This is a genomic window from Variovorax sp. 679 (genome assembly GCF_003952185.1).
Classification (GTDB): Bacteria; Pseudomonadota; Gammaproteobacteria; order Burkholderiales; family Burkholderiaceae_C; genus Variovorax.
Map to the genome: position 1 here is coordinate 24,962 of NZ_RXFS01000007.1, position 25,402 is coordinate 50,363.

Genomic DNA, 25,402 nt, shown 5'->3' on the forward strand with positions numbered 1-25,402 from the left:
TTGCCCGGACCTCACGCCGTCTCGATGACGGCCAGCACCTGGCCCGGATCGACCGGCTCGGCGTTCTCGACCACGAAGCGCTGCAGGCGGCCGGCCGCATCGGCCGTGACTTCGCTGAACTGCTTCATCACCTCGACCAGGCCCAGCACGTCGCCCACGGCCACGATGTCGCCTTCGGCCTTGAAAGGCGGCGCGTCGGGCGCCGAGCGGCGATAGAAAGTGCCCGGCAGCGGGCTCAGGACTTCGTGGGTAGCGGACATCGATGCACTCCTGGAACAAGAACGGGAAGAAACGCGAGAGCGGTCAGGCCCCTGCTGGCGCGGCAGGGCCGGCGATGCGGATGCCGTGGTCGGCAAGGGCGCGCCGCGTGGCCTGCACCAGCGCGAGCGCACCGGGCGTGTCGCTGTGGATGCAGACCGAGTCGAAGCCGATAGCAACATCCTTGCCTTCGACCGTGCGCACCAGCCCCTCGGTGCAGGCGCGCAGCACCTTCGCAGCCACGGCGTCGGGGTCGAGCGCGCCGACGCGGCGGGTGAAGACGATGGAGCCGCTCAGGTCGTAGTCGCGGTCGGCATAGAACTCGCGCACCACCGGCTGGCCGAGTTCGCGCGCCACCTGGAAAGTGACCGATGCCTCCATGCAGAAGAGGCGCAGCGTGGGCTCGATCTGCCGCAGCGCGGAGACCAGCGCGCGCGACAGCGCCTCGTCGCGCGCCGCATGCATGTAGAGCGCGCCGTGCGGCTTGATGTGCTGCAGCTTCATGCCCGCCAGCCGCGCGAACTCGCGCAGCGCGCCGAGCTGGTAGACCATGTCGTTGACCAGCTCGTCGGCCGGCGCGTTGATGTGGCGGCGCCCGAACCCCACCAGGTCGCGAAAGCCCGGATGCGCCCCGATGCCCACGCCGTGCTCGCGGGCCAGCGCCACCATCCTGCGCATGATGTTCGGATCGCCCGCATGGAAGCCGGTGGCGATGTTGGCCGAGCTGATCAGCGGCATGAGCTGCTCGTCGACACCGTCGCCGATGGTCCAGGGGCCGAAGCCTTCGCCCATGTCGGAATTCAGATCGATCAGCGTCTTCTTCACGTCTCGCAGCCTTTGTTTGGTGGCATCGCCGAAAAGCGGCAATGCAGGACAGGGCGAAGATTAGTGAGCGGTCGAAAGACCGAAAAGCATTGTTTTCGAGTGGCCCGATATCTGAAAAACAGATTCGGCAACGGCGCGGATTGAGCGCTACGCTGGAGGGAATCGTTTCTCCGGTATCGGGTTTGCGCCTTCGGGAGCCCGCTGCCAGCGCACCCGGAAATACCCTGAGGAAGCCGCACCATGTCCCTGACCCTTCGCCAGCTCAAGTACTTCTCGGCCGTGGCCGAGGTGGGGCGCATCTCGCATGCGGCGCTCCAGCTCAACATCTCGCAGTCGGCCGTGACCACCGCGATCCGGGAGCTGGAGGAACTGATGGGGCAGCAGCTGTTCGAGCGGCACCCCCACGGCGTGGAACTCACCAAGGCGGGGCGGCGCTTCCTGAGCCATGCCTACGCGGTGCTCTCGGCCGCGGACGAGGCGATCCGCATGCCGCACGAGGGAGAGAACGTCGAAGGCTCGCTGACCATCGCGGCGAGCTACACGGTGCTGGGCTACTTCCTGCCGCACCACCTGCAGCGCTTCGAGCAGCTGCATCCGCAGGTCACGGTCAAGGTGCACGAGGTGGCGCGCGAGGCCATCGAGGAGGGCCTGATCACGCAGCGCTACGACATCGGCGTGGTGCTCACGTCCAACGTGGTGCTGCGCGAGCTTTCGCTGGAGACCTTCTTCGGTTCGCAGCGCAGGCTGTGGGTGCCGGCCAAGCACCCGCTGCTCGACAAGGCCGAGGTGACGCTGGCCGACGTGGCGGCCGAACCTTACATCATGCTCACGGTGGATGAAGCGGCGGCCACCGCGCTCAAGTACTGGAGCAAGACGCCGCACCAGCCCAAGGTGCGGCTGCGCACCAGTTCGGTGGAGGCGGTGCGCAGCACGGTGGCCAACGGGCTCGGCGTGACGGTGCTGTCGGACATGGTCTACCGCCCCTGGTCGCTGGAGGGCAAGCGCATCGAGACCATCAACCTGCGCGACGCGGTGCCGACGATGAACATCGGGCTGGGGTGGAAGCAGGGCATCGAGTTCTCGCCGGCCATGACGGCGTTCCGCGACTACTTCCGGCAGCTCTTCCTGGAGCCCGCTTCCGCGCGCTCGGGACGAAGCCGGCTCTGAGCGCGGCGCCCCGGCAGGGCCGCGATGGCGACGCGAACCTAAGGGCTATTCGGTATAGGTCAGGTAGCAGTCAGCCCTTAAGATCGCGGCGTTTTTATCACCCCCCTTTTCGGAGACGACATGAAGAAACTGTTCGCCCTCGCGGCGATTGCCGCCGCGGCCGTCGGTGCCCACGCCCAGGACTTCCCCGCGGGCAAGACCGTGACCCTGGTGGTGCCTTTCGCTGCCGGCGGCCCGACCGACCGCGTGGCGCGCGACCTGGCGGAAGCCATGCAGAAGACGCTCGGCACCACCATCGTGGTGGACAACACCGCGGGCGCGGGCAGTTCCATCGGCACCGCCAAGGTGGCGCGCGCCAACCCCGACGGCTACACGCTGCTGCTGAATCACATCGGCATGTCGACGATGCCGGCGCTCTATCGCAAGCTGCCCTTCAACGTCGAGACCGACTTCGAATACCTGGGCATGGTCAACGAAGTGCCGATGACGATGATCGGCAAGCCCGGCCTGCCCGCCAACAACTACAAGGAACTGACGACCTGGATCGCCGCCAACAAGGGCAAGATCAACCTGGGCAACGCGGGCCTGGGCGCCGCCTCGCACCTGTGCGGCCTGTTGTTCCAGAGCGCGCTGAAGGTCGAGATGACGCCGGTTCCCTACAAGGGCACGGCACCGGCCATCGCCGACCTGCTGGGCGGCCAGATCGACCTGCTGTGCGACCAGACCACCAACACCACGTCGCAGATCGAGGCCAAGAAGGTCAAGGCCTATGCGGTGACCACGAGCAAGCGCCTGACCACGCCCGCGCTGAAGGACCTGCCGACGCTGGACGAGTCGGGCCTGAAGGGCTTCGAGGTGGCGATCTGGCACGGCGTGTACGCGCCCAAGGGCACGCCCGCACCGGTGCTGAAGAAGCTCAACGAGGCCATCAAGGCGGCGATGAAGGATCCGGGCTTCATCCAGCGCGAAGAAGCGCTGGGCGCGGTGATCACCACCGACAAGCGCACCGAGCCGGCCGAGCACAAGAAGTTCGTCTCGGCTGAAATCGCCAAGTGGGGCCCGATCATCAAGGCCGCCGGCGTGTACGCCGACTGATCGAAATACCACTGCCTTCACGCGCAGCCGCAAGGCCGCCTGAGCCCCCTGGGCCAGGCGGCTTTTTCGTTATGCTGGCCGGGATTCTTCTTCCACTCTCCTGCCCTCCTTCATGCGTTTTCGCGGCGCGGCCTTTTCCGTCTTCCTGGCCCTGCTGGCGCAGGAGGGCGCGGCCCGGCCGCAGACGCTGCTGTGGGTGTGGGATCGGCCCCAGCTCTTCTCCGCATTGCCCGAAGACACGGGCGTGGCCTACCTGCATGCCACGGTGCTGCTGAGCGGCGAGCGCAGCCGCACCACGTGGCGCCAATGGCCGCTGCGCATCGCGCCCGGCACCACGGTGATGCCGGTGATCCACGTCACGCTCGACAACCTCGCGCCCTCGACCGTCGACGACGCGCAGCAGCAGGCCATCGCCGACGCCGTCGAGCACGCGGCGAAGCAGGGCAACCGCTCGGGCTGGGTGCAGCTCGACTTCGAGGCGCGGCACAGCCAACGCGAGGCGTATGTCGCGCTGCTCAAGCGCCTGCAGCCGCTGCGCGCAAGCGGCGTGCGCCTCTCGGCCACCGCGCTCGCCTCGTGGTGCATGAGCGATCCGTGGTTGCCCTCCGGCCTGCTCGACGAGATCGTTCCGATGTACTTCCGCATGGGCGCGGAAGCCTCGCGCATCCGACAGCGGCTCGACGCGACAGGGGCGGCCACGGTGCCGGCCTGCCGCGACGCGGCGGGACTGATGTTCGGCGAGACATGGCCCGTTCTCGGCAGCGTGAAGCGGCGCTATGTATTCCACGCGGGCGCATGGAAGAACGAAGACTTCGAACAACTCGGCAACAGGGATTCGCATAAATGATTCTTTCAACGGCAAACACGATGCGCGCCGGCGCCAGGCTGCTCGCAATGGCAGCGCTGCTCGGCACTGCTGCGGCACATGCCAGCGGCGGCGGTGACCCCGAAGACCTGTTCTTCGCCACCACCCGGCCCGACCAGCCGGTGCGCGAGTTCGTCGAACGGCCCGCGGGCTACTACACCAGCTACCTCGTGCCCTACCAGGTGCTCTGGTACTGGCGCCTGCACGGCCAGGCCTTCTCTCCCGATGCCGTGCGCGCCTTCACCGGCCTGCTGGAGAAGCTGCCGCGCGAAGACAACAGCATGGGCGAGACGGACGACGCCTGGACCGAATGGCGCAAGGCACGCGACGAGGCCCTGGCGAAGCTCGATCCGCAGTCGTCCCACGACAAGCCTTCTATACCGCCGCCGTCGCAGCAACAGCCGAACTGGAACGCCGCAACCCTGCAGGCGGACCCGAACTGTTTCTACGGCGACGCCTTCCGCAATGCCACGAAGACGCTGGCGCAGCGCATGACGCGCGCGGCCGGCGACAAGTCGGCCGGCCCCTTCGTGCTGCATTGGCTGAAGGCGCAGGACGCCGTGTTCGACACCTGCAACAAGGCGCCCGGCACTGTCCCCGGGCTGCCGCAGAACGCACCCGCCTGGCTGCAGGCCGACCACGCCTACCAGCTGGCCGCACAGCGCTTCTATGCCGGCGACTTCGACGAAGCCGACACCGCATTCACGGCCATCTCGGCGGACAAGGCCAGCGCCTGGCGCGACCTCGCTGCCTACATGCGGCTGCGCGTGCTGGCGCGGCAGAACCCGGGCGATGCGCCTTCGGACGGCTCGCAGGACAAGAAGGAAAGCGCCGAGGCCCTCAAGCAGCAGGCCGAGCTCACGAAGGAGGTCGACGCCATCGCGCTGCCGCTGCTGAAGAACCCGCGCCTGAAGGCGCTGCACCCCTCGGTGCACCGGCTGGCAGAGGCGCTGCGCATCCGCTACCTGCTGCCCGCCACGCGCATGCAGCGGCTGGCCGACGGCCTGAAGACCATGGGCAGCACGCCCGACGCGGCCGCCGCGAAGCTGCTGCTGCTGAACCACGAGTTCCGCGCCTGCGGGTTCTTCGGAGGCTGCAACTACATCGGCCCGGCACAGACTTCCGACCTCGTGCAGTGGCTCAGCACCGTGCGCGGCTTCGACGGTCCGGGCAGTGGCACCGAGCCGAACGGCAAATGGCGCGAGACGCTGAGCTGGAACCGCTACCAGCGCACGCACGATCTCGCATGGCTGATGGCTGCCGCGAGCCTGGTGCCGGTGGCCGCCACGAACGACGACAAGCGCGAGACCGAACTGCAGGCCGCGCTGGCGGCGGTGCCCGAGGATCATCCGGCGCGCTTCGCCGCCACGCAGCTGCGCGCGCAGCGCCTGTTCGCGCAAGGCCGCTACAAGGAGGTGCGCGAGCTCGTGGCCAATGCGGGCGATTCGCCGCTGATCGCGCGCAGCCCCTCGGGGCAGAACCTCGTGAAGGCCCTGCTGCTGCCGACGGCCGCTTCGGAAGAAGAGTGGCGCCGCCTCGCGATCCGTCCCGTGGTCGCGCGCCGCGATCCCGAGGCGATGGAGGCGAAGCCGAATGCGGTGCCGCTGGCCAGCACCTTCGACGACGACGCGATGCGCTTCCTCAACACGCGCGCGCCGCTGCCGATGTGGCTGCGCCTGGCCGCCGACCCCGCCCTGTCGCCCGCGCTGCGCGACAGCCTGCTCGAAACCGCGTGGACCCGCGCGGTGCTGGCCGAGGACTACCCCATGGCCCGCCGCGCGGCGCAGATGCGCATCGCATCGCAGGCGCCTGCGGCAAAGGGCGCCGACCCGATCGCCGGCATCCGGCGCTCCGTCGCGCTGGCGGACACGGACACCGCCGGCTGGCATCGCCTGCTGCTGGAGCGCATGGCGAGCACCACCGAGGTCCTGCTGCCTCCGCATTGGCCGAGTGCCGAAGGCATCCGGCCCACGCCGCTCAGGCTCGGGCCCGCGACAGACGACCGCAGCGGCGTCGCTGTCGGCAGCTACGGCAAGTGGTGCCGTCCGCTCGGCGTGGTGACCGCGGGCCCGCAGGCGGCCACGGCGGCCGAATTCGAGATGCCCGCGTTCCTGCCGCAGGAAGAGCGCGCGCAGCAGGCCGCGCTGGTCGAGAAGCTGCGCGCGATGCCGCCCGACTCGGTCTACTTCACCCAGGAAAGCCTGGCGCTGATGCAGCGCGACCGCGCCGATCCGCTGGTGCCGCAAGCGCTGTCGGTCGCGGTGAAGATGGCGCGCTACACCTGCCAGGACAAGGCGGTGGGCGACTGGTCGCGCAAGGGCCTGCAGGCCCTGCACGCGAACTACCCGAAGTCGGGCTGGGCCGCCAGCACCCAGTACTGGTACGGCGGCCGATAGGAGGAGCGGTCCTTACTTCGGGCGTACGGCGTCGGCCGTCCCCTGGATGAAGGCCTTGATGCTCTCGATGTCGTCGTTGGAGAGCTTGCCCGTGAAGTCGGGCATGCCGCGCGCCATGGCCGGGCCCTTGAGCACGAACTTGTCGAGGTTCTCGATGTAGGCCGCGTCCATGTAGCCGAGGTTGGGGATGTTGCCGCCGCGGTCCACGCCCGGCACGCCGTGGCAGAAGACGCAGTTGCTCACGTAGAGCATGGTGCCGGCCTGGACCTTGGCGGGGTCGTACTTCACGCCCTGCACCAGCTTGTCCATGCGGTACTGCACGAAGTCGGGCATCTTGGCCGTGCCGCCCACCGCAAAGGTGTAGACCGTGCCCGGTCCCTGCCGCTCGGTGGCACGCTGCGCGAGGCCGTACACGCCGCCCCAGCCCACCGCGACAGACACGTACTGCTTGCCGTCGACCATGTACGTCGACGGTGCCGCCACCACGCCGGTGCCGGTGGGCGTCTCCCACAGCTTCTGGCCGGTCTTCGCGTTGTAGGCCAGCAGGCGTCCGTCGGCCGTGCCCTGGAACACGAGGTTGCCGGCGGTTGTGAGGGTGCCGCCGTTCCACGGCGATGCGTAGTCCACGCCCCAGGCTTCCTTCTGCGCCACCGGGTCCCAGGCCACGAGGCGGCCGAAGGGCTTGCTCTTGGGCGGCTCGGCGTTGGCGAACTTGGCGAGGTTCCAGCCCAGGCCCGCATGCGGGCGGCCGGGCACGTCCTCGTTGAACTTCCAGTCCTTGTCGTCCATGAGGTTGATCGGCACGTGCTGCGCGGGCAGGTAGGCGAAGCCGGTCTGCGGGTTGAACGACATCGGGTGCCAGTTGTGCGCGCCGAACGGCCCCGGAATGGCGTCGTAGGGCTTGGTGCCGTCGCGCGCGGCGGCAAGCTCGATGGGCCGGCCGTTCTTGTCGTAGCCCGTGGCCCAGTTCACTTCGGTGAAGTTCTTCGCCGAGATGAACTTGCCGCTGGTGCGGTCGATGACGAAGAAGAAGCCGTTCTTCGGCGCATGCAGCAGCACCTTGCGCGACTTGCCCGCGATCTTCACGTTGGCCAGGATCATCGACTGCGTGGAGGTGTAGTCCCAGTTGTCGCCGGGCGTCTCCTGGTAGTGCCACACGTACTTGCCGGTGTCGGGGTTGAGCGCCACCACCGAGCCCAGGTAGAGGTTGTCGCCGCCCTTGGGGCTGCGCGCCTTGTGCGACCAGGGCGAGCCGTTGCCGGTGCCCACGTACATCAGGTTGAGCTCGGGGTCGAAGGCGAAGCTGTCCCACGCGGTGCCGCCGCCGCCGGCTTCCCAGTACTTGCCGCTCGGGTCCCAGGTCTTGGCGGCGCGCGCCATCGACTCGTCCTCGAAAGGCTTGCCCGGGTCGCCCGGCACCACGAACCAGCGCCACTTCTGGTCGCCCGTCTTCGCGTCGTAGGCGGTGACGAAGCCGCGCACGCCGTACTCGGCGCCGCCGTTGCCGATGATGACCTTGCCCTTGAACACGCGCGGCGCGCCGGTGATGGTGTAGCTGCCCTTCTGGCCCTCGATGGTGTTCTTCTCCCACACCTTCTGGCCGGTGGCCGCATCGAGCGCGATGAGGCGACCGTCGTAGGCGGCCACGTAGACCTTGCCTTCGTAGATCGCAACGCCCCGGTTCACCACGTCGCAGCAGCCCTTGAAGCCTTTGGACTTATCGACCTGCGGATCGAAGGTCCACAGCCGCTGCCCGGTGCGCGTGTCGATGGCATGCACCACGCTCCACGAGGCGGTGATGTACATGATGCCGTCCACCACCAGCGGCGTGGCTTCCACGCCGCGCGTGGACTCGAGGTTGTACGACCAGACCAGCCCCAGCTGCCCGACGTTGCCGGCGTTCACCTGGTCGAGCTGGCTGAAGCGCGATTCGGAATAGTCGAGCCCCACGCTGGGCCAGTCGGGCGTCTTCTTCTGCGCGGCGTTGGCGCGGATGAAGCTGCCGTCGACTCGTTTCGTCGCGGCTGCGGCGCGGTCCTGTGCATTCTGGGCCGTGGCCGCCGTCGTCGCGCCCAGGCACAGCAATGCGCCGGCGAGCACGAGCAGCCCGGAGTGTGTTTTTTTCATCGCAGGTCTCCTTTGTGCCTCAAGGATGGTTCTCATGGGCCCGGCGTTCATCTTCGGGATTTCCCCAGTCCGGCGCTGTTCCATTGCGGAACACATTCGACGCTGGTCCTGAACCGGGAGGCAGCGAACACCATGGCCCTCGACAGAAGACTCGGCACGCCGGACGCCCCGCGCCAGCTCTTCGCCAGCACGCCCGCGCAGCGCGTGGCGCTCGCGCGGCAGCAGTTCTTCGAGGAAGGCGTGCGCCCCTCGGGCCTCGTCGGCGAGGCGGTGATCCAGTCGTGGATGCGCTGCAGCCGCACGCACGCCGACCGCCAGCGCATCGTGCCCTTCGACGCGGTCACGCCCAGCCGCCTGCACGCCACGCTCGCGCGCAACCGCCAACTGCTCGAGGTGGCGCGGCAGGAACTGGTGCAGATGGAGCACGCGCTGGCCGGCACCGACTGCCGCGTGATCCTCACCGACAGCGAGGGCGTGGTGGTGCATGTCACGCATCAGCCCGCCGCCGCGCACCAGCCGGTGCTGCGCAAGACGGCGCGCGTGGGCGTGAACATTGCCGAGCACATCGTCGGCACCACCGCGCCGGGCATCGTGGCGAGCACCGGGCAGGCGTGCACGGTCGATGGCGCCGAGCACTACTTCGACGTGCTGTGCCACATGCAGTGCGCGGCCGCGCCGATCCGCGACGTGACGGGCCGGCTGGCCGGCGTGCTCGACCTGACGGTGGAGGCGCGACGCTTCGGCTTCGACGCAGCCTCGATGGTCTCGCTCTACGCCACCACCATCGAGAACAGGCTGCTGCAGGCGCAGTCGCGCGACCACCTGATCCTGCGCTTCCAGGCCAGCCCGACGCTGCTGGGCACGCCGCTCGAAGCGCTGGCCGGCATCGCGCCCGACGGCACCATCGCCTGGCTCAACAACGCGGGCGCGCGGCTCCTGGGGCGGCTGCCCGAGGCGGCGGACGAGCGCGATGTCGAATTTCTGCTGGGGCACGATCTCGCGAGCCTGCTGCGGCTGGGCCGGCGCGAGGCCGCGCAGCCGCTGCGGCTGGCGAGCGGGCTGGGCGTGTGGGTCCAGGCGCGGCTGAAGGGCGCGGACGGCGCCGACTTCCGGCATGCGGTGGCAATGCCGGGCGAGCCGGCGCAGTTCGCCATCGAGCGCGACGCGCATGCGCCCGCCGGCGAAGCACGCGAGCATGCGGACCACGGCGATCCTCATGCGGAGGAGGCCACGACGACACTGCGCGAGCACAGCCGCAAGCTGATCGAGGAGACGCTCGCCGCGCACGGCGGCAACGTGTCGCAGGCGGCGCGGCAGCTGAACGTGTCGCGCGGCACGCTGTACCGGCGGTTGCGCGGCTGGCGCGACGACACTGCGGCGCCGTCGACCGGCCTGTAGCCCCGGCTTGCTCCGCTAGGCGCCTGCCCGCGCCGCGTCCGCCTGCTCGCGTGCGTATTGCGTCGGCCGCAGCCCGACATGGCGGGTGAAGGCCACGCTGAACGTGCTCGCCGAGCTGTAGCCGACACGCTCCGCGACTTCGGCGACGCCGCCTTCGTTGCGGCGCAGCAGGTCCTTCGCCAGCGCCATGCGCCAGGCGAGCAGGTACGCCATCGGCGCCATGCCTACCTCGCGGCTGAAGCGCTCGAAGAACGACGAGCGCGAGAGCGCCGCCTCCCTTGCCAGTTCGACGACCGTCCATGCCCGCGTCGGCTGCGCGTGCATCGCGCGGATCGCCGCCGCGAGGCGCGCATCGGCGAGCCCGCGCGCCAGGCCCGGCGATGCCGCCGTGCCGGGCGTCGAGCGCAGGGCCTCGATGAGCAGAACCTCCAGCAGTCGCACGAGCACGACCTCGCGCGCGGGCCGCTGCGCGTGCGACTCCTCGCGCACCAGCTGCACGAGCGTCGCCAGCCGCTGCTCGCCGCGCACGTGAACGAACTGCGGCAGCAACGAAACCAGCAGGGCCGCATCCGGCGAGCCGAAGCTGCAATGGCCCGCGAGGATGCGCAGGTCGGTCGGCCCCTGCTGCGCGCCGATCCTGAACAGCCCCTCGCCCAGCGCGACCGGCATCGAATCGACGCCTGCCGCGTCGACCGGTGGCTCCAGGCTGGACATGGCAACCCCGAAGGCCGCGGGCACGAGCACGAAGTCGCCCGCCTGGAGCTCGACCGGCTCGTGGCCGTCGAGCGCGAGGCGGCAGCCGCCTTCCAGCACCGCGCAATAGAAGGGTTGCCCTGCGTCGGAGCGGTGGATCCGCCACCGGCCCGCGCCGACGACGTGCTTGGAGAACCGTGCGGCCGGCTGCAGCAGCGTCACCACCTCGGCCAGCGGATCGATCATGACCGGACTCTCGAACATGAGTTATGGACTCAGGATGGTAGCAAGTACGGCCGTGCGCACCTATCGTGAAGGCATCGTCATCCACACGAAGGAAACACCTCATGAAAACCGTCCTGATCAGCGGCTGCTCTTCCGGCTTCGGCCTCGAGACCGCGCGCTACTTCCTGGCGCAAGGCTGGCACGTGATCGCCACGATGCGCACGCCGAGCGACGGCGTGCTGCCGCCGTCCGAACGCCTGCGCGTGCTGCAGCTCGACGTGACCGATGCGCAAAGCATCCGCCGGGCCGTCGACGCGGCACTGGCCGCGGGCCCGATCGACGTGCTCGTCAACAACGCCGGCTTTGGCGCGCCGTCGCCGTTCGAGCTCACGCGCATGGAGACGGTGCGCGCGCTGTTCGAGACCAACACCTTCGGGACGATCGCGCTCACGCAGGCGGTGCTGCCGCACATGCGCGAGCGCAAGTCCGGCGTCATCGTGAACGTGACTTCCAGCGTCACGCTGAAGCCGCTGCCGCTGGTCGGCATCTACCGCGCGGCCAAGGCTGCGGTGAATGCGTTCACCGAATCGATGGCAGGCGAGCTCGAACCGTTCGGCGTGCGCGTGCGCATCGTGCTGCCCGGCTCCTCGGGCGAGACGGGTTTCCGGGACACCGCGCGCACGCGCCTGCGCGGCCTCGACGACGAGGCCTACGGCGGGTTCATGCAGGAGACCATCGCGCGCATGCTCGCATCCACCGGCCCGGGCACGCGCGCGCATGACGTGGCCGAGGCGGTGTGGCGCGCGGCCACCGATCCGTCGGCGCCCCTGCGCATCCCGGCAGGTGCGGACGCCGTGCAATGGGCTGCCGAGGAGGCCGAAGCCCGCTGAAGGCCGAAAGAAAGAAAACTCAGGCTGATGCGGAAACCTGCGCGGCCCGCGCGGCCTGGGCGCGGCGTGCCGTGGCATCGGGCTGCAGCGGCCGCAGGTATTCGTGCAGCGCGAGCGCGGCGGCGCCGACGGCGGGCGCAAGCTCTCCGTAGCGCGCGGTGCGCAGGTCGGGTGCGGGCATGCCGGCGCCGTCGGCATGGCGCTTCACGCATTCGAAGGCCGTCTGCACGAAGCCGCGATGGTCGGTGCAGGCCTTGCCGCCGAGCACGATGGCGCGCGGATTGAAGGTGACCCACAGGTTCTGCAGCAACACGCCGAAGAAGGCGGCGGCGCGCCGCGTGTCGGCGCCTTCGCGCTCCAGCACGCGCGAGCCGAAGAAGGCCTCGGCGCAGCCGCGCCGGCCGCAGGAGCACAGGGGCCCGTCGAGTTCGAGGATGGTGTGGCCGATCTCGCCGGCCATACCCTGGCCGCCGGTGAAGAGCCGGTCGTTCAGCACCACGCCGGCGCCCACGCCCACGTCGCAGTTGACGAAGATCAGCGGGTCTTCGCCCTCCTGGCCCACGGCGGCCGCGAATTCGTACTCGCCGAGCACGGCGGCATCAGCGTCGTTCTGCAGCTGCACGGTGACGCCGGGCAGGCCGACGGCGGCAAAGGCTTTCTCGAGCGCGGGCAGCAGGCTCACGTTGCGCCAGCCGAGGTTGGGCGCGAAGCGGACCACGCCGGTGCAGTCGTCCACCGCGCCGGGCACGCACACGCCGATGCTCGACAGGCGCAGGCCGAGCTGCTTCAGCCTCTCGTGCGCGGCCGCGGCCATGCGCGCGACCAGCGCGCACACGCCGGCCGGTGAACCGTCGGTCAGCGCGTGGGTGTCCGAATGGAGCACCTCGCCCTGCAGCGACATGCACACGAGGCGCACGGTCTCCACCGCGATCTCCACGCCCATCAGCGCGCGCACGCCGACGTTGATCTGCAGCGGCGTCGAAGGCCGGCCCAGCCCGTCGGCCACCGTGGCGCCGGCCTCGCTGAGCCAGCCTTCGTCGATCAGTTCGCGCACCAGCAGGCTCACGGTCGACTTGGTGAGGCCGCTCTCACCGGCCAGCCGCGCGCGCGAAAGGCCGGGCTGCGCGCGCAGCAACCGCAGCAGCACGCTGCGGTTCATGCGCTTCACCAGTTGCTGGTCGGCGGTGGTCTTCACGTCGGCCTGTCAGGCGAGCGCTGCCGTGTCCGCGTGATGGGCCTGCTCCTTGCCCTCGGGACGCTTGCCGGCAATGATCATGCCGAGCACTTCGTCCTCCGTGACGTCGGCGGTGCGGTAGGTACCGACCAGCTTGCCGTTCTTCATCACCGCGAGGCGGTCGCTCAGCGAGAACACGTCGGGCATGTCGTGCGTGATGAGGAAGATGCCCACGCCGTCGGCCTTGAGCTGCTTCACGAGGCCGCCGACCATCGCGGTTTCTTCCGGGCCGAGCGCGGCGCAGGGTTCGTCCATGATGAGGATGCGCGCGTTGAAGTACAGCGCACGCGAAATCGCCACCACCTGCCGCTGCCCGCCCGAGAGCCGGCGCACCGGCACGCGGATGTTGGTGAAGTTCTTGTTGAGGCGATGGAACACCTTGCGCGCCTGCACTTCCATGAAGTGGTCGTCGAGCGTGTTCCAGCGCGTCATCTTCTCGCGGCCGAGGAAGAGGTTCGATACCGAGTCGAGGTTGTCGGCCAGCGCGAGCGTCTGGTAGATGGTCTCGATGCCCTGCGCCTGCGCCTCGGCGGGCGTGCGGATGTGGACCTTCTCGCCCGCGATCAGCGTGTCGCCCGAGTCGATGGGGTAGGCGCCCGCGAGCATCTTCATCAGCGTGGACTTGCCCGCGCCGTTGTGGCCCAGCAGCGCGACCACTTCGCCGGGATAGAGATTCACGCTCACGCCGTCCACGGCCTTGACGCCGCCGAAGGCCTTGCGGATCTCGCGCAGTTCGACGAGGGGTTTGGACATATTGATGTTCGTATCCATGTCAGTTGCTCCACTTCGCCGGGCGCAGTTCATGGCGCATGAAATTACCGCGGCTCAGTCGGGAGACACCGCGGAACCGGCTTTGCCGGGCCGCCGGTGTCGCCCCCTGGAAGGGGGTTGGCGAAGCGACACGAAGTGCGCGAAGACTGGGGGTGGGCTTCATCTCAGTTCTCCCCGAACTTGCGGCGATACAGCACGTCGAACACCACGGCCACGATCAGCACCTGCCCGATGATGACCATGCGCTTGCCGATGGGCACGTCGAGCAGCAGCATGCCGCTGTCGAGCGACTGCATGATGAGCGCGCCCAGCACCGAGCCGAAGATCGAACCGCTGCCGCCCGCGAGCGCGGTGCCGCCGATGACGGCCGCCGCGATCACGTACAGCTCCATGCCCGTGCCCAGCGAGTTGGTGCCCGCGTTGAGCCGCGCGATCGACACGATGGCTGCCACGGTGACCAGCACCGCCAGCAGCGCGAACAGCATCAGTGTGACGCGCTTGACCGGAATACCCACCAGCGCCGCCGCGTCGGGGTTGCCGCCCATCGCGAACACATAGCGCCCGAAGCGCGTGCGGTGCACGATGAACGACAGCACGATGGCCACCGCCGCCCAGATCAGCACCGGGATCGGAATGCCCTGCGGCTCGCTCTTCGACGAGATCTGGTAGTTGTTCATGACCCAGGCGAAGCCGAACACCACGGCCACCGGCACGGCGGTGATGAGCACGTCGAGCCACAGCGCCTCGGTCGGCATCTCGTAGCGCTGGCGCGCGCGGCGCTTCTGCACCATGCGCCCGAACAGCACCAGCGCCACCAGCGCCGCGAGCACCCAGCTCGCGGTGACGCCGATGCCGCCGTCGTAGCCGCCGCCCAGGCGCTGGAAGAACTCGTCGTTCACCGGCTGCGTCTTGCCGTCGGCCACCAGGAAGGCAGCGCCGCGAAACGACATCAGGCCGCCCAGCGTGACCACGAAGGACGGCACGCCCAGCACCGCCGTGAGCCAGCCCTGGTAGATGGACACCAGCAGCGCCACCGCGAGCCCCGCGAGGCAGGCCGTGGGCCACGACCAGCCCGAGGTGTATTGCAGGTAGGCGATGAGCACGCCGACGAAGCCCATCACCGAGCCGACCGACAGGTCGATGTGGCGCGCCACGATGATGAGCACCATCACGGTGGAGACGATGCCGACCACGGCCGTCTGCTGCGCGACGTTGTAGAGGTTCTCGGGCGAGAGGAACACGCCACCAGACATGACGCTGAACACCACGGCCATCACGGCCAGCAGCACGCACATCAGGATCAGTCGCAGGTCGATGCCGGTGCGGCGCCACCAGCCCGGTGTTGATGATGGGTTGCTCATGTTTCAGACCCCCTTGGGACTACGGAGAGGTGCGCAAGCGCCCGCCGGCCGGACCCGTGGGGCCGGCAGACGGATGCGTTGCATGGGAGGGAGGAAAGGCCGGCGCGCTTCCTGGGGACGGACGGCGCCGGCGCGTTGCCAGTCGTTCGCTGCGTCGCGTTACTTGCAGGCCGCGGGTGCGCTCGCACCCGAAGCGCCCTTGCAGAGCTCGTCCTTCTTGATCCAGCCGGCCTTGACGACCACATCGAGGTTGTCGCGGGTGATCGGCACGGGCGTCAGCAGACGCGAGGACAGCGAGATCTTCTTCGCGCCGCCGGCCCACGGCGCAGCCTTGTCGACCGGCTTGCCGGCGGCCAGCGCCACGGCGGCAATGGCGGCTTCGCGGCCGAGTTCGCGCGAGTCCTTCCAGATGGTGGCGGTCTGCGTGCCCAGCGCGATGCGGTTGAGCGCTGCGAAGTCGGCGTCCTGGCCCGACACCGGAATGCCGCGGATGCCCTTGGCCGTGAGCGCGGCCACCGCGCCGCCGGCCGTGCCGTCGTTGGCCGCGACCACCGCGTCGACCTTGCCGCCGGCCTTGGTGAGGATCTGCTCCATGTTCTTCTGCGCGACCTCGGGCTTCCAGCCCTCGGTGTATTCGTCGCCGACGATCTTGATGTCGCCCTTCTTGATGGCGGCGTCCAGCACTTCCTGCTGGCCCGCGCGCAGGAAGTCGGCGTTCGGGTCGCTCGGCGAGCCCTTGATGATCACGTAGTTGCCCTTGGGCTTGACCTTGAAGACCTCGCGCGCCTCCATGCGGCCGACCTCGACGTTGTCGAAGGTGATGTAGAAGACGCCGGGCGCCTCGATCAACCGGTCGTACGCCACCACGGGCACCTTCTGGCGCGTGGCCTTGGTCACTGCCGGCAGGATGGCGTCCTTGTCCATCGCCAGCACGATGAGCGCCTTGGCGCCCTTCGACATCAGCCCTTCGATGTCGCCCAGCTGCTTCTCGGGCGAGCCGCCCGCATCGGCACTGATGTACTTGGCGCCGAGCTTCTCCAGCTCGGCCTTGATGGCGGCCTCGTCGGTCTTCCAGCGCTCTTCCTGGAAGTTGGACCAGCTCACGCCGACCACGGTCTGCGCCATGGCGCCCACGGCCGTGAGACCGAAGGCCATCGCGGCCAGGGTGTGTTTCAGTTGCATCGATGTCTCTCCTGAGTTGGTGCGCCCCGCGGGGATCAGCCGAGTAAGAAATTAGTTAGTTTGAAGGGCGAACTAACTATCCCATTGCGGCGTGGCCGGCCGCATCCGGGAATTCCCGGAGCGCATTGCGCTCCCTGCCGCGGGATGCGGTCCTACGTCGCGCGCGTGCGCGGCCCGGTATCTTTCGCATCCCTCCCGCCCCTGGCGGGAGACCGCATTCCCCGGGGCGCTCCAGGCGCTCCGACCGACAAGGAGACAAGCAGATGCCGACCGACATGCTCAGGCAGATTGCCGCCACGCGGCTGCCCATGGTGATGTCCTCGCCCAGGGACATCGATGAAGTGTTGAAGCTGCGCGCCGCCGGACTGGTGCTCGCGCTGGTTCCCTCGGCCGCGGACATCGCGAAGATGCCGGGCCTGCGCGTGGTGCAGGTGCTGGCGGTCACGCAGAAGGGCTTCGAGGCGCTCCAGTGCGTGAGCTATCCGGGCGAAGGCGCCCGCGAGAAAAAGGGCCGGGAAGCCCTGGCCCTTTCCTGAGGCGCGGTCCGCGCGTCACGTCATTCACTCACGCGGGCGCACCGCGTTGCGCAGGTCGCGGATCTGGTCGTGGTTGCGCTGCGCGCCGTCGGCCTGCATTGCGACCACCCTGCGCACCTCGGCCGGCAGGTTCTGCTTCAGCGCCTTGCGGTAGCGCGCGACCGCCGTGTCTTCGCCGCGCTCGCACGACTCAAGGATCGAGAGCTCGCTGTTCGCGCCCAGCGATCCCTTCACATGCACCCAGCCGCGATGCAATGCGCCGCTCGCGGTGCCGCCCGAGGCCGGAGTGCCGCCGTAGGTGGCGATCAGGGCGATCAGCTCGACCCCGGCCTGCCTGCATTGCTCCGCGCGGCTCGCGAACAATTGCCTGGTCGCGGGGTCTTCCACTTCTTCGGCGCAGGCGCGAAAACCGTACTCGCCGTCGCGCGCGTTCTCGAGCAGTTCGTTGAGCACGTCCACCACCTCGTCGTGGCCGAGCGTGGGGCCCGTGCTCAGGGCGTCTGCGGTTGCTTCGGTGTATGCCATGTCGTGATCCTTTCGTTGCCTGCCGTGCGGCAGGCCGGGTCTGCGAAGTCCAGCCATGCCTCTGCTTTGGTTGCGTGCTCTGGCGGCTGGTCGAAGACCCATGGTGGAAAGGCCGGCGGCGGCGCCGCGTCGTCCCATCGGGCGACACGGCGTAGGCGAAGGACGACCCGCGCGTCCTCCAGGCTCATCGTCAATCGATGAGCTGCGTCTTGATCGCGTAGTACGTCAGGTCGCTGTTGGTGGAGAGGTTCATCTTCTCCATGAGCCGCGTGCGGTAGGTGCTGATGGTCTTCACCGACAGCGACAGTGCCTCGCCGATGGCGCCCACGGTCTCGCCCTTCGCGAGCTTGAGGAACACCTGGAACTCGCGCTCCGACAGGTGCTCGTGCGGCGGCGCGCTGCCGTCCTTGCGCTCCAGCTGACCCGCGAGCAGCTCGGCCACCGAGGGCGAGATATAGCGGCGGCCCAGCGCGATGGTGCGGATCGCCTTGGCGATTTCCTCGGGCTCGCATTCCTTGTTGAGGTAGCCCGAGGCGCCCTGGCGGATCAGGTTCACCGCGTAGTGCTCCTCGGGGTAGCCGCTGAGGATGAGCACGCCCAGGTCGGGCGCCTTGGCGCGCACCATGGCGAGCGCGTCGATGCCGCTCTGGCCGGGCATCGAGAGATCCATCACCAGCACGTCGAGGTCGGCCGTGCGCACGAGGTCGATGGCCTCGCGGCCCGAGCCGGCCTCGCCAGCGACGCGGAAGTCGACGAAGGTGGAGAAGAATGACTTGAGGCCTGTGCGGACGACCGCGTGGTCGTCGACGATGCCGATCTTGATCATGGTTGTGTTCCTCCTGGTTGGTGGGCGGCCGCGAGCAAGCACGCGGAAGAAGCGCAACACCATGCCACACGCATCCGCGGATCGGAGCATCGCGGCGCAGGTCGGGCGTTTGTCCTGCAAGCGATGCGGGAAGCGTCTTTCGGCGACGTAGGAGCAGGGGCCGTCGGTGAGGGCCGGGCTCCATGGCGCGAACGGCATGAGCGTGGGAAAGCCCTGGGGAAAATTCCGGCACAACGCCATGGTTGTCCACAGACGGACCGGCCGGTGCCGAGTTGTTCTTTTTCCGGAGCAACCCGAAAGCAGAGGTGCGCACAGCAAGACGGGCAAGCCAAGTCGTTGTCGGCCAAGGGAAAAGGGGTGATGTCCACAGCCCGGGTTTACCCTTATCTACTACTACTATCTTCAATAAGAAGAATAAATAGAGAAGAGGAAGACGAGGGCGAAGCTGCGACGCGTCGCAAAGGTCCAGCCGGAGATCACGCATCCGGAAATGCCACGGGGAGGTTGGAAGGACCTCGGCAGATTGCGCTGCGCAGGCCGGCGATTCGCGCATTTGCAGCCGTTGCGGCAACCAGCTTCGGCATCGGCACGGCAGCTAGCACCCCTAGCATCGATGCACCGAACAACCCGCCGCGGCACGTCCGTCTTCCATGTCAAATCTGCTCGTCTCCTTCGACTTCGATCAACTCGGCGAACCACGCGAATACCGGCCGCCGGCCGACCGCGTGCTCGAAGGCGATGTCGTGTGCCGCAGCTGGGACGTCGACAGCGCCAAGGACGGCAAGGTGCGCGCCGGCGTGTTCGAGTCGACGCCGGGCGTCAACCGCTCCATCAAGGGCGAGACCTGGGAGTTCTGCCTGATCCTGTCCGGCGTGGCGGAGATCACCGAGGACGGGCACGCCCCCGTGACCTACAAGGCCGGCGACTGCTTCATCATGAAGCCCGGCTACCTCGGAACCTGGCGCACCGTCGAGACGGTTCGCAAGGTGTGGGTCACGGCCTGAAGCAGATGCATTGCCATGCTCGAGCGCGCACCTCTGCTGAAAAAATAGGCTATCGAAGATGACGACCACTGCATCGCCCGAGGCCGTGCGCCTGCTCATCGCCATGAATGCCGAGAGCGCCGACTGCCATCGCTTCTACATCGATGGCGCCTGGCAGGAACCCGGCGAAGGCGCACACGCATTCGCGGTGGTGAACCCCGCCAACGAACAGGTGCTGGGCCGCATCGCCATGGGCAACGCAAGCGACGTGGACCGTGCGGTCGCCGCTGCGCGCAGGGCGTTCCCCGCGTTCTCCCGCTCGAGCGTGCAGGAACGCGCCGCGCTGCTGGAAAGAATCCACGCCCTGATCCTGGAGCGCGCCGACGAACTCGCGCTGGTGCTCAGCCTGGAGATGGGCGTGGCGATCAGCTACGCCCGCGCCGCGCAGGTCCCGTTCGCGGCGGAGCATGTGCGGGTGGCGCGCGAGACCCTGCTGGACTACCCGTTCCTGCAGCAGCAGGGCACCTCCGCCATCGCACGCGAGGCCATCGGTGTCTGCGGCCTCATCACGCCGTGGAACTGGCCGCTCTACCAGGTCACTGCCAAGGTCGCGCCCGCGCTGGCGGCCGGTTGCTGCGTGGTGCTGAAGCCCAGCGAGCTGTCGCCGTTCAGCGCCCTCATGTTCGCCCGCCTGATGCACGACGCCGGGGTGCCGGCCGGTGTGTTCAACCTCGTCAACGGAACCGGTCCCGAGGTAGGCGCGGCCATGGCCGAACACCCCGGCATCGACATGATCTCCATCACCGGCTCGACCCGTGCCGGCGTGCTGGTGGCACAGGCCGCTGCACCCACCGTCAAGCGGGTCACGCAGGAACTCGGCGGCAAGTCGCCCAACGTGATGCTGCCCGACACCGACTTCGCACGCGCGGTTCCGCTGGGCGTGGCTGCCGCGTTCCGCAACGTCGGCCAGTCTTGCAGCGCGCCCACGCGCATGGTCGTGCCGCGCAACGCCCTTGCTCAAGTGGAGGTGCTGGCGCGCGAGGCCGCCGAGGCGCTGGTGGTGGGCGACCCGATGTCGCCGCAGACCATCTTGGGCCCCATTGCCAACAGGGCCCAGTTCGAGCGGGTGCAGCACATGATCCGGGTCGGCATGGAAGAGGACGGCGCGCGACTGCTGTGTGGCGGCCCCGGCCGGCCGGAGGGATTGCACGAAGGCTTCTACGCACGGCCGACCATCTTCTCGTCGGTGGGCACCGGCATGCGCATCGCGCAGGAAGAAATCTTCGGTCCCGTGCTCTGCATCCTTCCCTACGACACGGTGGAAGAGGCCGTGACCATCGCCAACGACACGGTGTACGGCCTGGGTGCGCATGTGCAAGGCACCGACATGGTCCTGGCCCGCGCGGTGGCCGGGCAGATCCGCGCCGGCCAGGTGCTCATCAACCACCCGGCGTGGGACCCCTTTGCGCCTTTCGGCGGTTACAAGCTTTCAGGCAATGGGCGCGAGTACGGGCGCCATGGGCTGGAGGAGTACCTGGAGACGAAGGCCGTTCTTGGCTTCTTTGATGCGTAGGTTGGCTGCGTTGCCCGTGGCTATGCCGCGCCGGTAGTGCAACGCGCGTATGCGGGCCTCGAAAAGCTAGTCGTTCAGCAGGGCGTGAACGATGCGGAAGAGGCTTATCCGAGTCGCTCCGAACTCGGAGCGCTAGTGCGGGTGGTCAATGAAGAACTGCGGCGGCGTATTGAAACGACCGAGGGGACGATTCAGTCGTTGCGTGCAGTTGCGAGTGAAGGTGCTGGGCAATAAAAAGGCCACTACGAACCGTTGGCCGCGCCGAGTGCATGGCCGTCGGCTTTGCTCTCTCTGCCTTGATAGGAGTTATCGCCGGGACATCCGCTTAGCAATGGTTGCGGTTCTCTAGCGGAAACCTTCCGAAGGGAGGTTCGCGCATCACGGATGCCTCGTTCCGAAATCAGTCTGATGGAGCCGAAACACAAACAAATGGCGCATTGCGTCGTTCTTGTGGCCTCATAGCAAGGGGCGCATATGCAAGATGAGGACGGAAGGGGCTTTGCCATTGGCATCAAACGGCAGGCGTTCAGTCTTGCGAACAGCGCGGAGCGCGGCATCATCCCATTCAGTCAAACCGCTTGACTTATCAACGGTGCTGTCTGCGATGAACCCATCGGGCGACACTTTCATTCTGACCACCACCTCGGGATTCCCAATCAACGAGGAAGTGTCAAAAACAACATTGCGGCGAACGGTGCGGGCAACGCGTTCGGCGTACGTCATCTCGTTGTCCGGCTTTGGCGAGATGGATGTCCGTATTCCAAGGCGTTGACGCGCGAGGTTTGCCTCGGCTTGCTTCGCGAGCGCCGATAGCGCGCCCTTGCAGGCCGCCCCACCCATACTCGCCCATCCATCATCCAGCAACTCGGTCGGCGGATTCACTTCCGGCGGTATCGAAAGAAATCGAGTCGCCGCAGGACATTCGCCAACCAGGGACATAGCAGCCGCAGCCGGCGCACGCATTCCCGTATTCACGTCATGCATCCAAACTGTAGGGACGGACGTTTCGAGCGACACATAGGCAATGAATTGCTTGTCAGATAGCCACGTCGGCATCAGTATCGGTCGCGGTGATGCGAGAGCAGCCTGAGCACCTGCGCCGTCGCTATCGGTTATGGACATTACGTAGCGGGAGTCTTTGCGACTGACGCTGATACGGCGTTCGCTGTATTGACCTGGGGTGCCGGTCAGCTTCTCTTGAACAAAATCGGCAAGAGCATGAGCTACCAAGCGCATGTCCTGGGATGTCACGTTCCACTCCATGCCTGCAATGTCCCGAAATCCATCCAAGCTCCACAAGCGGGCCCGAACGTTGAAGGTCCCATCGGGCTTTTGCTTGATGCTCCCAGCCAGAAAAGTACCGACTCCCGCCGCTCGCCAACTCTCCCAGTCTGGACGGGTGTCAGCCCCTAACCGAATCGACGTTGCGTCAACTACCGAGACCGCGGCTCCTCGCCGCAAGTCTTGCATCAGGACGTCGACGACCAGTGCGCCAGTCTTGGCGTCACCCTCAAAGAGCCCGATTCCGAGTCGGGATGAATTCGCGCCTGCGCTGGCTTGCTGCTGACCCACGGCACTCATGGTTCCGGCAAGCGGGGCGGTGGAGCATCCGAGCAATGAGAGTGCCATCAGCATGGCGGTTAGATCAATCCGGAAGAGAGACATGTGCAGGGGTCCAGGCAAACCGATTGCGGCAGAATGCTACAACATGTAAATCAATGCGGCGACGCCGGAATTTCGTCTCGGCCCAGCTGCGGTGCCGCCCGCAGTTACCTCCAGAAGTTGAATGACGGCCAATGAAGCGTGATGAGATTCTTACCGCCGTGCTTCAGTCGGCAGACAGATTTGGAGCGGATAACCCTCAACAACTTGCCTTTCTTCGGTCGCGGCTGAGCCGCAGTGCACCCGCTGAAGTTTTTGCGGGCCTGTTCGCGGTCTTTATAGAGAGTGCGCCCAAGGGATTGCTGTCTCAGCGGCAGGAACTGGCCGGCAGATTGCTCGATACGGCGGAGCCGACCAATCAGTTTGACTTGGTCGAATGCATACGCGCCTCTCTGCCGTACTACGACCTCAGCGTCGAGCAGCTGGCCGAGTGCTTGGAAAGGAGGCGGTAATCGATGCGCTCACGTATGCGCAGTCGACGGAGGGCTTGAGCGACGCAGAGATTGCTGCCGCGCGCACCATGCGTTGGTGGTTGGGGGACCCCGGAGCCAAGGACTCTTGGTAGGACGTGCCGCCGTCATCGCAGCGTGGCCAGGAGTTCACTTGCATCGCGCGATTTGAAGGTCCGCTTCAGAGAAATCTGAACAGCCGCTTCGGGCCCAAAGCTGTTCCAAACGCATGCCCACAACCCGTCCGAAGCAAAAGCCCGACGCCAGACTTTGAACGCCGGCGGGTAAGCCCGGTGCCGCGATTCCATCTCGCTTGATACGATTTTTGTCGAAATGCCCGCCCCACGGGCGTCGGAGACAAGATGGACTCGAACATTTCCAGCCACGCCAACCACGGCGCCGGCGAGGCGCTGTACCGCACCATGGTGCGGACCCGGGCCTTCGAGAACGCGGCGGAGACCGCCAGCCAGGGCGGCGTGAGCGCCTACGGCCAGCAGGCGGCGGGCGCCGCCAAGGTGCGCGGCCCGCTGCACCTGTCGACCGGGCAGGAGGCGGTGCCGGCCGGGGTCTGCGCCCATCTGCGCGCCAGCGACTACCTCACCTCCACCCATCGCGGCCACGGCCACACGCTGGCCAAGGGCGCGGACCTCACGAGGATGATGTGCGAGCTGTTCGGCAAGGCCACCGGCTTCAACGGCGGCAAGGGCGGCTCGATGCACATCGCGGATTTCTCTGTCGGCATGCTGGGCGCCAACGGCGTGGTGGCGGCGGGGCTGCCTATCGCGGTGGGCGCGGCGCATGCGCAGAAGCTGCTGAAGAAACGCGATGACATCACGGTCTGCTTCTTCGGCGACGGTGCGATCAACCGCGGGCCCTTTCTCGAAGCGCTGAACTGGGCGCGCGTGTACGAGCTGCCGGTGCTGTTCGTCTGCGAAGACAACCGCTGGAGCGCGACCACCGCGAGCGGGCCGATGACGGCGGGCGAAGGCGCTTCGGTGCGCGCCGAGGCGCTCGGCATCGGGGCCACGCAGGTCGACGGCAACGACGTGTTCGCGGTGCACGCGGCCGCAGCGAAGCTGGTGGCCGAAGTACGCGCCGGCGTCGGGCCGCGCCTGCTGCATGCGCTGACCTATCGAGTGAAGGGGCATGTGTCGGTGGACGTCGCGGCGTACCGCGACGCAGCCGAGCTGGCCGCAGCGCTCGAAACCGATCCGATCGCGCGGGCTCGCGGCCACCTGCTGGCAGTCGGCGTTGCCGCGGCGACGCTCGACGCCATCGAGAACGCCGCGCGCGACGAAGTCGACACCGCGCTCGCCGTTGCCGATGCGGCGCCATGGCCCGAGGCCACCGCCGCCTTCACCGATGTGCAGACCGTCGGGGAGGGCCAATGGCGATGAAACAGCAACTCAGCTATTCGGAAGCCGCCCTGCTGGCCCTGCGGCGCGAGATGGAAGCAGACCCGCGCGTGGTGGTGCTTGGCGAGGACGTGGGGCGCGGCGGCATCTTCGGCCAGTACAAGGGACTGCAGCAACACTTCGGCGACGGACGCGTGATCGACACGCCGATCAGCGAGGCCGCGATCATGGGCGCCGGCGTGGGCATGGCGCTCGCGGGCCTGCGGCCGGTGGTCGAGATGCGCGTGGTCGACTTCGCGCTGTGCGGCATGGACGAGCTGGTGAACCAGGCCGCCAAGAACCGCTTCATGTTCGGCGGCCAGGGCCGCGTGCCGCTGGTGGCGCGCATGCCGGGCGGCATCTGGGACGCCTCGGCGGCGCAGCATTCGCAGTCGCTCGAAGCCTGGTTCGCGCACCTGCCGGGCGTGGTGGTGGTGTGCCCCTCGACGCCGCAGGACAACCACGGCCTGCTGCGCGCCGCGCTGCAGTGCGGCGACCCGGTGGTCTACATCGAGCACAAGACGCTGTGGGGCACGCTGGGCGAAGTCGATGAGGACGTTGCCGTGCCGCTGGGCAAGGCGGCGCGCGTGCGCGAGGGCAACGCGCTCACGCTGGTGAGCTGGAGCCGGCAAATGCAGGCATGCGCGGCGGCCTGCGATGCGCTGGCCGCAGAAGGCATCGCGGTGGACCTGATCGACCTGCGCACGCTGTGGCCCTGGGACCGCGAGACGGTGCTGTCGTCGTGCGCGCGCACCGGCCGGCTGCTGGTGGTGCACGAGGCGGTGCAGGCCGCTGGCTTCGGCGCGGAGATTGCAGCGAGCGCGGCGGAAGCCACGGGCTGCCGCGTCGCGCGGCTGGGCGCGCCGCGCATTCCGGTCGGCTACTCGCCAGTGCTGGAGGCGCAGTCGCGCGTCGGCACGGAAGCCATCGTGGCCGCGGCGAAAAGGCTCGCCGACTGAAACACGAC

General features: G+C 67.9%; 23 protein-coding genes. 12 read left to right on the forward strand and 11 right to left on the reverse strand.

The window, feature by feature from the left end; all coding sequences use genetic code 11:
- Nucleotides 1–11: 11 nt before the first annotated feature.
- Nucleotides 12–260, reverse strand: a complete 249-nt coding sequence (locus EJO71_RS18510; RefSeq protein WP_125950540.1) for an acetyl-CoA carboxylase — start codon at nt 258–260, stop codon at nt 12–14.
- A 43-nt stretch (nt 261–303) separates the two neighbouring features.
- Nucleotides 304–1,083 (reverse strand): 5-oxoprolinase subunit PxpA, encoded by a 780-nt coding sequence (locus tag EJO71_RS18515; protein ID WP_125950539.1) that lies wholly within the window; start codon nt 1,081–1,083, stop codon nt 304–306.
- A 240-nt stretch (nt 1,084–1,323) separates the two neighbouring features.
- Between EJO71_RS18515 and EJO71_RS18520 the strand changes: the two genes are divergently transcribed.
- The 4 genes from EJO71_RS18520 to EJO71_RS18535 all read left to right on the forward strand — a co-directional run bounded on the left by EJO71_RS18520 (nt 1,324) and on the right by EJO71_RS18535 (nt 6,606).
- On the forward strand, nt 1,324–2,250 hold the full coding sequence (locus EJO71_RS18520; RefSeq protein WP_125950538.1) for a LysR family transcriptional regulator: 927 nt from the start codon (nt 1,324–1,326) through the stop codon (nt 2,248–2,250).
- Nucleotides 2,251–2,370: 120 nt separating this feature from the next.
- Entirely contained in the window at nt 2,371–3,345 is a 975-nt protein-coding gene (locus tag EJO71_RS18525; protein WP_125950537.1) for a tripartite tricarboxylate transporter substrate-binding protein, read from the forward strand.
- Nucleotides 3,346–3,457: 112 nt separating this feature from the next.
- Nucleotides 3,458–4,192, forward strand: a complete 735-nt coding sequence (locus EJO71_RS18530; protein ID WP_125950536.1) for a hypothetical protein — start codon at nt 3,458–3,460, stop codon at nt 4,190–4,192.
- On the forward strand, nt 4,189–6,606 hold the full coding sequence (locus tag EJO71_RS18535) for a hypothetical protein (RefSeq protein WP_125950535.1): 2,418 nt from the start codon (nt 4,189–4,191) through the stop codon (nt 6,604–6,606). Before EJO71_RS18530 ends, EJO71_RS18535 begins: the two co-directional genes overlap by 4 nt.
- 12 nt (nt 6,607–6,618) lie before the next feature.
- On the opposite strand, the gene EJO71_RS18540 is transcribed toward EJO71_RS18535, so the two are convergent.
- Complete coding sequence (locus EJO71_RS18540) at nt 6,619–8,733, reverse strand: PQQ-dependent dehydrogenase, methanol/ethanol family (protein WP_125950534.1); 2,115 nt, start codon at nt 8,731–8,733, stop codon at nt 6,619–6,621.
- A 132-nt stretch (nt 8,734–8,865) separates the two neighbouring features.
- Between EJO71_RS18540 and EJO71_RS18545 the strand changes: the two genes are divergently transcribed.
- A complete protein-coding gene (locus EJO71_RS18545; protein ID WP_125950533.1) occupies nt 8,866–10,131 on the forward strand; it encodes a helix-turn-helix domain-containing protein in 1,266 nt (421 codons plus the stop codon).
- A gap of 15 nt (nt 10,132–10,146) precedes the next feature.
- Here EJO71_RS18545 and EJO71_RS18550 read toward each other — a convergent pair whose 3' ends face one another.
- Nucleotides 10,147–11,070, reverse strand: a complete 924-nt coding sequence (locus EJO71_RS18550; RefSeq protein ID WP_125950532.1) for an AraC family transcriptional regulator — start codon at nt 11,068–11,070, stop codon at nt 10,147–10,149.
- A gap of 101 nt (nt 11,071–11,171) precedes the next feature.
- Between EJO71_RS18550 and EJO71_RS18555 the strand changes: the two genes are divergently transcribed.
- Nucleotides 11,172–11,939 (forward strand): SDR family oxidoreductase, encoded by a 768-nt coding sequence (locus tag EJO71_RS18555; RefSeq protein WP_125950531.1) that lies wholly within the window; start codon nt 11,172–11,174, stop codon nt 11,937–11,939.
- 19 nt (nt 11,940–11,958) lie between these two features.
- Here EJO71_RS18555 and EJO71_RS18560 read toward each other — a convergent pair whose 3' ends face one another.
- The 4 genes from EJO71_RS18560 to xylF form a co-directional block, all read right to left on the reverse strand.
- The gene (locus EJO71_RS18560; protein ID WP_125950530.1) at nt 11,959–13,134 is read right to left on the reverse strand and encodes an ROK family transcriptional regulator; all 1,176 of its coding nucleotides are present in this window, start codon (nt 13,132–13,134) and stop codon (nt 11,959–11,961) included.
- 9 nt (nt 13,135–13,143) lie between these two features.
- On the reverse strand, nt 13,144–13,944 hold the full coding sequence (locus EJO71_RS18565; protein ID WP_125950529.1) for an ATP-binding cassette domain-containing protein: 801 nt from the start codon (nt 13,942–13,944) through the stop codon (nt 13,144–13,146).
- Between the two features lie 164 nt (nt 13,945–14,108).
- Complete coding sequence (locus EJO71_RS18575) at nt 14,109–15,305, reverse strand: ABC transporter permease (protein ID WP_125950528.1); 1,197 nt, start codon at nt 15,303–15,305, stop codon at nt 14,109–14,111.
- 159 nt (nt 15,306–15,464) lie between these two features.
- Complete coding sequence (gene xylF / locus EJO71_RS18580; protein ID WP_125950527.1) at nt 15,465–16,487, reverse strand: D-xylose ABC transporter substrate-binding protein; 1,023 nt, start codon at nt 16,485–16,487, stop codon at nt 15,465–15,467.
- Nucleotides 16,488–16,750: 263 nt separating this feature from the next.
- Here xylF and EJO71_RS18585 point away from each other — a divergent pair, with 263 nt between their 5' ends.
- Nucleotides 16,751–17,023 (forward strand): hypothetical protein, encoded by a 273-nt coding sequence (locus tag EJO71_RS18585; RefSeq protein WP_125950526.1) that lies wholly within the window; start codon nt 16,751–16,753, stop codon nt 17,021–17,023.
- 24 nt (nt 17,024–17,047) lie between these two features.
- On the opposite strand, the gene EJO71_RS18590 is transcribed toward EJO71_RS18585, so the two are convergent.
- Nucleotides 17,048–17,548 carry a PA2169 family four-helix-bundle protein gene (locus tag EJO71_RS18590; RefSeq protein ID WP_125950525.1) on the reverse strand — a complete coding sequence of 167 codons (501 nt, stop codon included), beginning with the start codon at nt 17,546–17,548 and terminating at the stop codon, nt 17,048–17,050.
- A 190-nt stretch (nt 17,549–17,738) separates the two neighbouring features.
- Complete coding sequence (locus EJO71_RS18595; RefSeq protein ID WP_125950524.1) at nt 17,739–18,374, reverse strand: response regulator transcription factor; 636 nt, start codon at nt 18,372–18,374, stop codon at nt 17,739–17,741.
- A gap of 650 nt (nt 18,375–19,024) precedes the next feature.
- Between EJO71_RS18595 and EJO71_RS18600 the strand changes: the two genes are divergently transcribed.
- On the forward strand, nt 19,025–19,378 hold the full coding sequence (locus EJO71_RS18600; RefSeq protein WP_125950523.1) for a cupin domain-containing protein: 354 nt from the start codon (nt 19,025–19,027) through the stop codon (nt 19,376–19,378).
- 103 nt (nt 19,379–19,481) lie between these two features.
- Complete coding sequence (locus EJO71_RS18605) at nt 19,482–20,930, forward strand: aldehyde dehydrogenase family protein (protein WP_125950590.1); 1,449 nt, start codon at nt 19,482–19,484, stop codon at nt 20,928–20,930.
- Between the two features lie 456 nt (nt 20,931–21,386).
- Here the strand turns inward: EJO71_RS18605 and EJO71_RS18615 are convergent, their stop codons facing one another.
- Entirely contained in the window at nt 21,387–22,595 is a 1,209-nt protein-coding gene (locus EJO71_RS18615; protein ID WP_125950521.1) for a TonB family protein, read from the reverse strand.
- Nucleotides 22,596–22,726: 131 nt separating this feature from the next.
- Between EJO71_RS18615 and EJO71_RS18620 the strand changes: the two genes are divergently transcribed.
- The 3 genes from EJO71_RS18620 to EJO71_RS18630 all read left to right on the forward strand — a co-directional run bounded on the left by EJO71_RS18620 (nt 22,727) and on the right by EJO71_RS18630 (nt 25,394).
- Nucleotides 22,727–23,044, forward strand: coding sequence for a hypothetical protein (locus tag EJO71_RS18620; RefSeq protein WP_125950520.1), 318 nt, complete (start codon nt 22,727–22,729; stop codon nt 23,042–23,044).
- A 359-nt stretch (nt 23,045–23,403) separates the two neighbouring features.
- Nucleotides 23,404–24,438: a thiamine pyrophosphate-dependent dehydrogenase E1 component subunit alpha gene (locus EJO71_RS18625; protein ID WP_125950519.1), complete on the forward strand. Its 1,035-nt coding sequence runs from the start codon at nt 23,404–23,406 to the stop codon at nt 24,436–24,438.
- Complete coding sequence (locus EJO71_RS18630; RefSeq protein WP_125950518.1) at nt 24,429–25,394, forward strand: transketolase C-terminal domain-containing protein; 966 nt, start codon at nt 24,429–24,431, stop codon at nt 25,392–25,394. The genes EJO71_RS18625 and EJO71_RS18630 overlap by 10 nt, the downstream gene beginning before the upstream one ends.
- Nucleotides 25,395–25,402: the final 8 nt, after the last annotated feature.

Excerpts from the sequence above, each read along its gene's own strand:
- EJO71_RS18585 (WP_125950526.1), top strand. The coding sequence starts at position 16,751 with ATGCCGACCGACATGCTCAGGCAGATTGCCGCCACGCGGCTGCCCATG.
- EJO71_RS18615 (WP_125950521.1), bottom strand. The coding sequence starts at position 22,595 with ATGTCTCTCTTCCGGATTGATCTAACCGCCATGCTGATGGCACTCTCA.
- EJO71_RS18550 (WP_125950532.1), bottom strand. The coding sequence starts at position 11,070 with ATGATCGATCCGCTGGCCGAGGTGGTGACGCTGCTGCAGCCGGCCGCA.
- EJO71_RS18590 (WP_125950525.1), bottom strand. The coding sequence starts at position 17,548 with ATGGCATACACCGAAGCAACCGCAGACGCCCTGAGCACGGGCCCCACG.
- EJO71_RS18540 (WP_125950534.1), bottom strand. The coding sequence starts at position 8,733 with ATGAAAAAAACACACTCCGGGCTGCTCGTGCTCGCCGGCGCATTGCTG.
- EJO71_RS18525 (WP_125950537.1), top strand. The coding sequence starts at position 2,371 with ATGAAGAAACTGTTCGCCCTCGCGGCGATTGCCGCCGCGGCCGTCGGT.
- EJO71_RS18530 (WP_125950536.1), top strand. The coding sequence starts at position 3,458 with ATGCGTTTTCGCGGCGCGGCCTTTTCCGTCTTCCTGGCCCTGCTGGCG.
- EJO71_RS18605 (WP_125950590.1), top strand. The coding sequence starts at position 19,482 with ATGAATGCCGAGAGCGCCGACTGCCATCGCTTCTACATCGATGGCGCC.
- EJO71_RS18555 (WP_125950531.1), top strand. The coding sequence starts at position 11,172 with ATGAAAACCGTCCTGATCAGCGGCTGCTCTTCCGGCTTCGGCCTCGAG.
- EJO71_RS18600 (WP_125950523.1), top strand. The coding sequence starts at position 19,025 with ATGTCAAATCTGCTCGTCTCCTTCGACTTCGATCAACTCGGCGAACCA.
- EJO71_RS18520 (WP_125950538.1), top strand. The coding sequence starts at position 1,324 with ATGTCCCTGACCCTTCGCCAGCTCAAGTACTTCTCGGCCGTGGCCGAG.
- EJO71_RS18510 (WP_125950540.1), bottom strand. The coding sequence starts at position 260 with ATGTCCGCTACCCACGAAGTCCTGAGCCCGCTGCCGGGCACTTTCTAT.
- EJO71_RS18575 (WP_125950528.1), bottom strand. The coding sequence starts at position 15,305 with ATGAGCAACCCATCATCAACACCGGGCTGGTGGCGCCGCACCGGCATC.
- EJO71_RS18625 (WP_125950519.1), top strand. The coding sequence starts at position 23,404 with ATGGACTCGAACATTTCCAGCCACGCCAACCACGGCGCCGGCGAGGCG.
- EJO71_RS18565 (WP_125950529.1), bottom strand. The coding sequence starts at position 13,944 with ATGGATACGAACATCAATATGTCCAAACCCCTCGTCGAACTGCGCGAG.
- EJO71_RS18595 (WP_125950524.1), bottom strand. The coding sequence starts at position 18,374 with ATGATCAAGATCGGCATCGTCGACGACCACGCGGTCGTCCGCACAGGC.
- EJO71_RS18545 (WP_125950533.1), top strand. The coding sequence starts at position 8,866 with ATGGCCCTCGACAGAAGACTCGGCACGCCGGACGCCCCGCGCCAGCTC.
- EJO71_RS18630 (WP_125950518.1), top strand. The coding sequence starts at position 24,429 with ATGGCGATGAAACAGCAACTCAGCTATTCGGAAGCCGCCCTGCTGGCC.
- EJO71_RS18620 (WP_125950520.1), top strand. The coding sequence starts at position 22,727 with ATGAAGCGTGATGAGATTCTTACCGCCGTGCTTCAGTCGGCAGACAGA.
- EJO71_RS18535 (WP_125950535.1), top strand. The coding sequence starts at position 4,189 with ATGATTCTTTCAACGGCAAACACGATGCGCGCCGGCGCCAGGCTGCTC.
- xylF (WP_125950527.1), bottom strand. The coding sequence starts at position 16,487 with ATGCAACTGAAACACACCCTGGCCGCGATGGCCTTCGGTCTCACGGCC.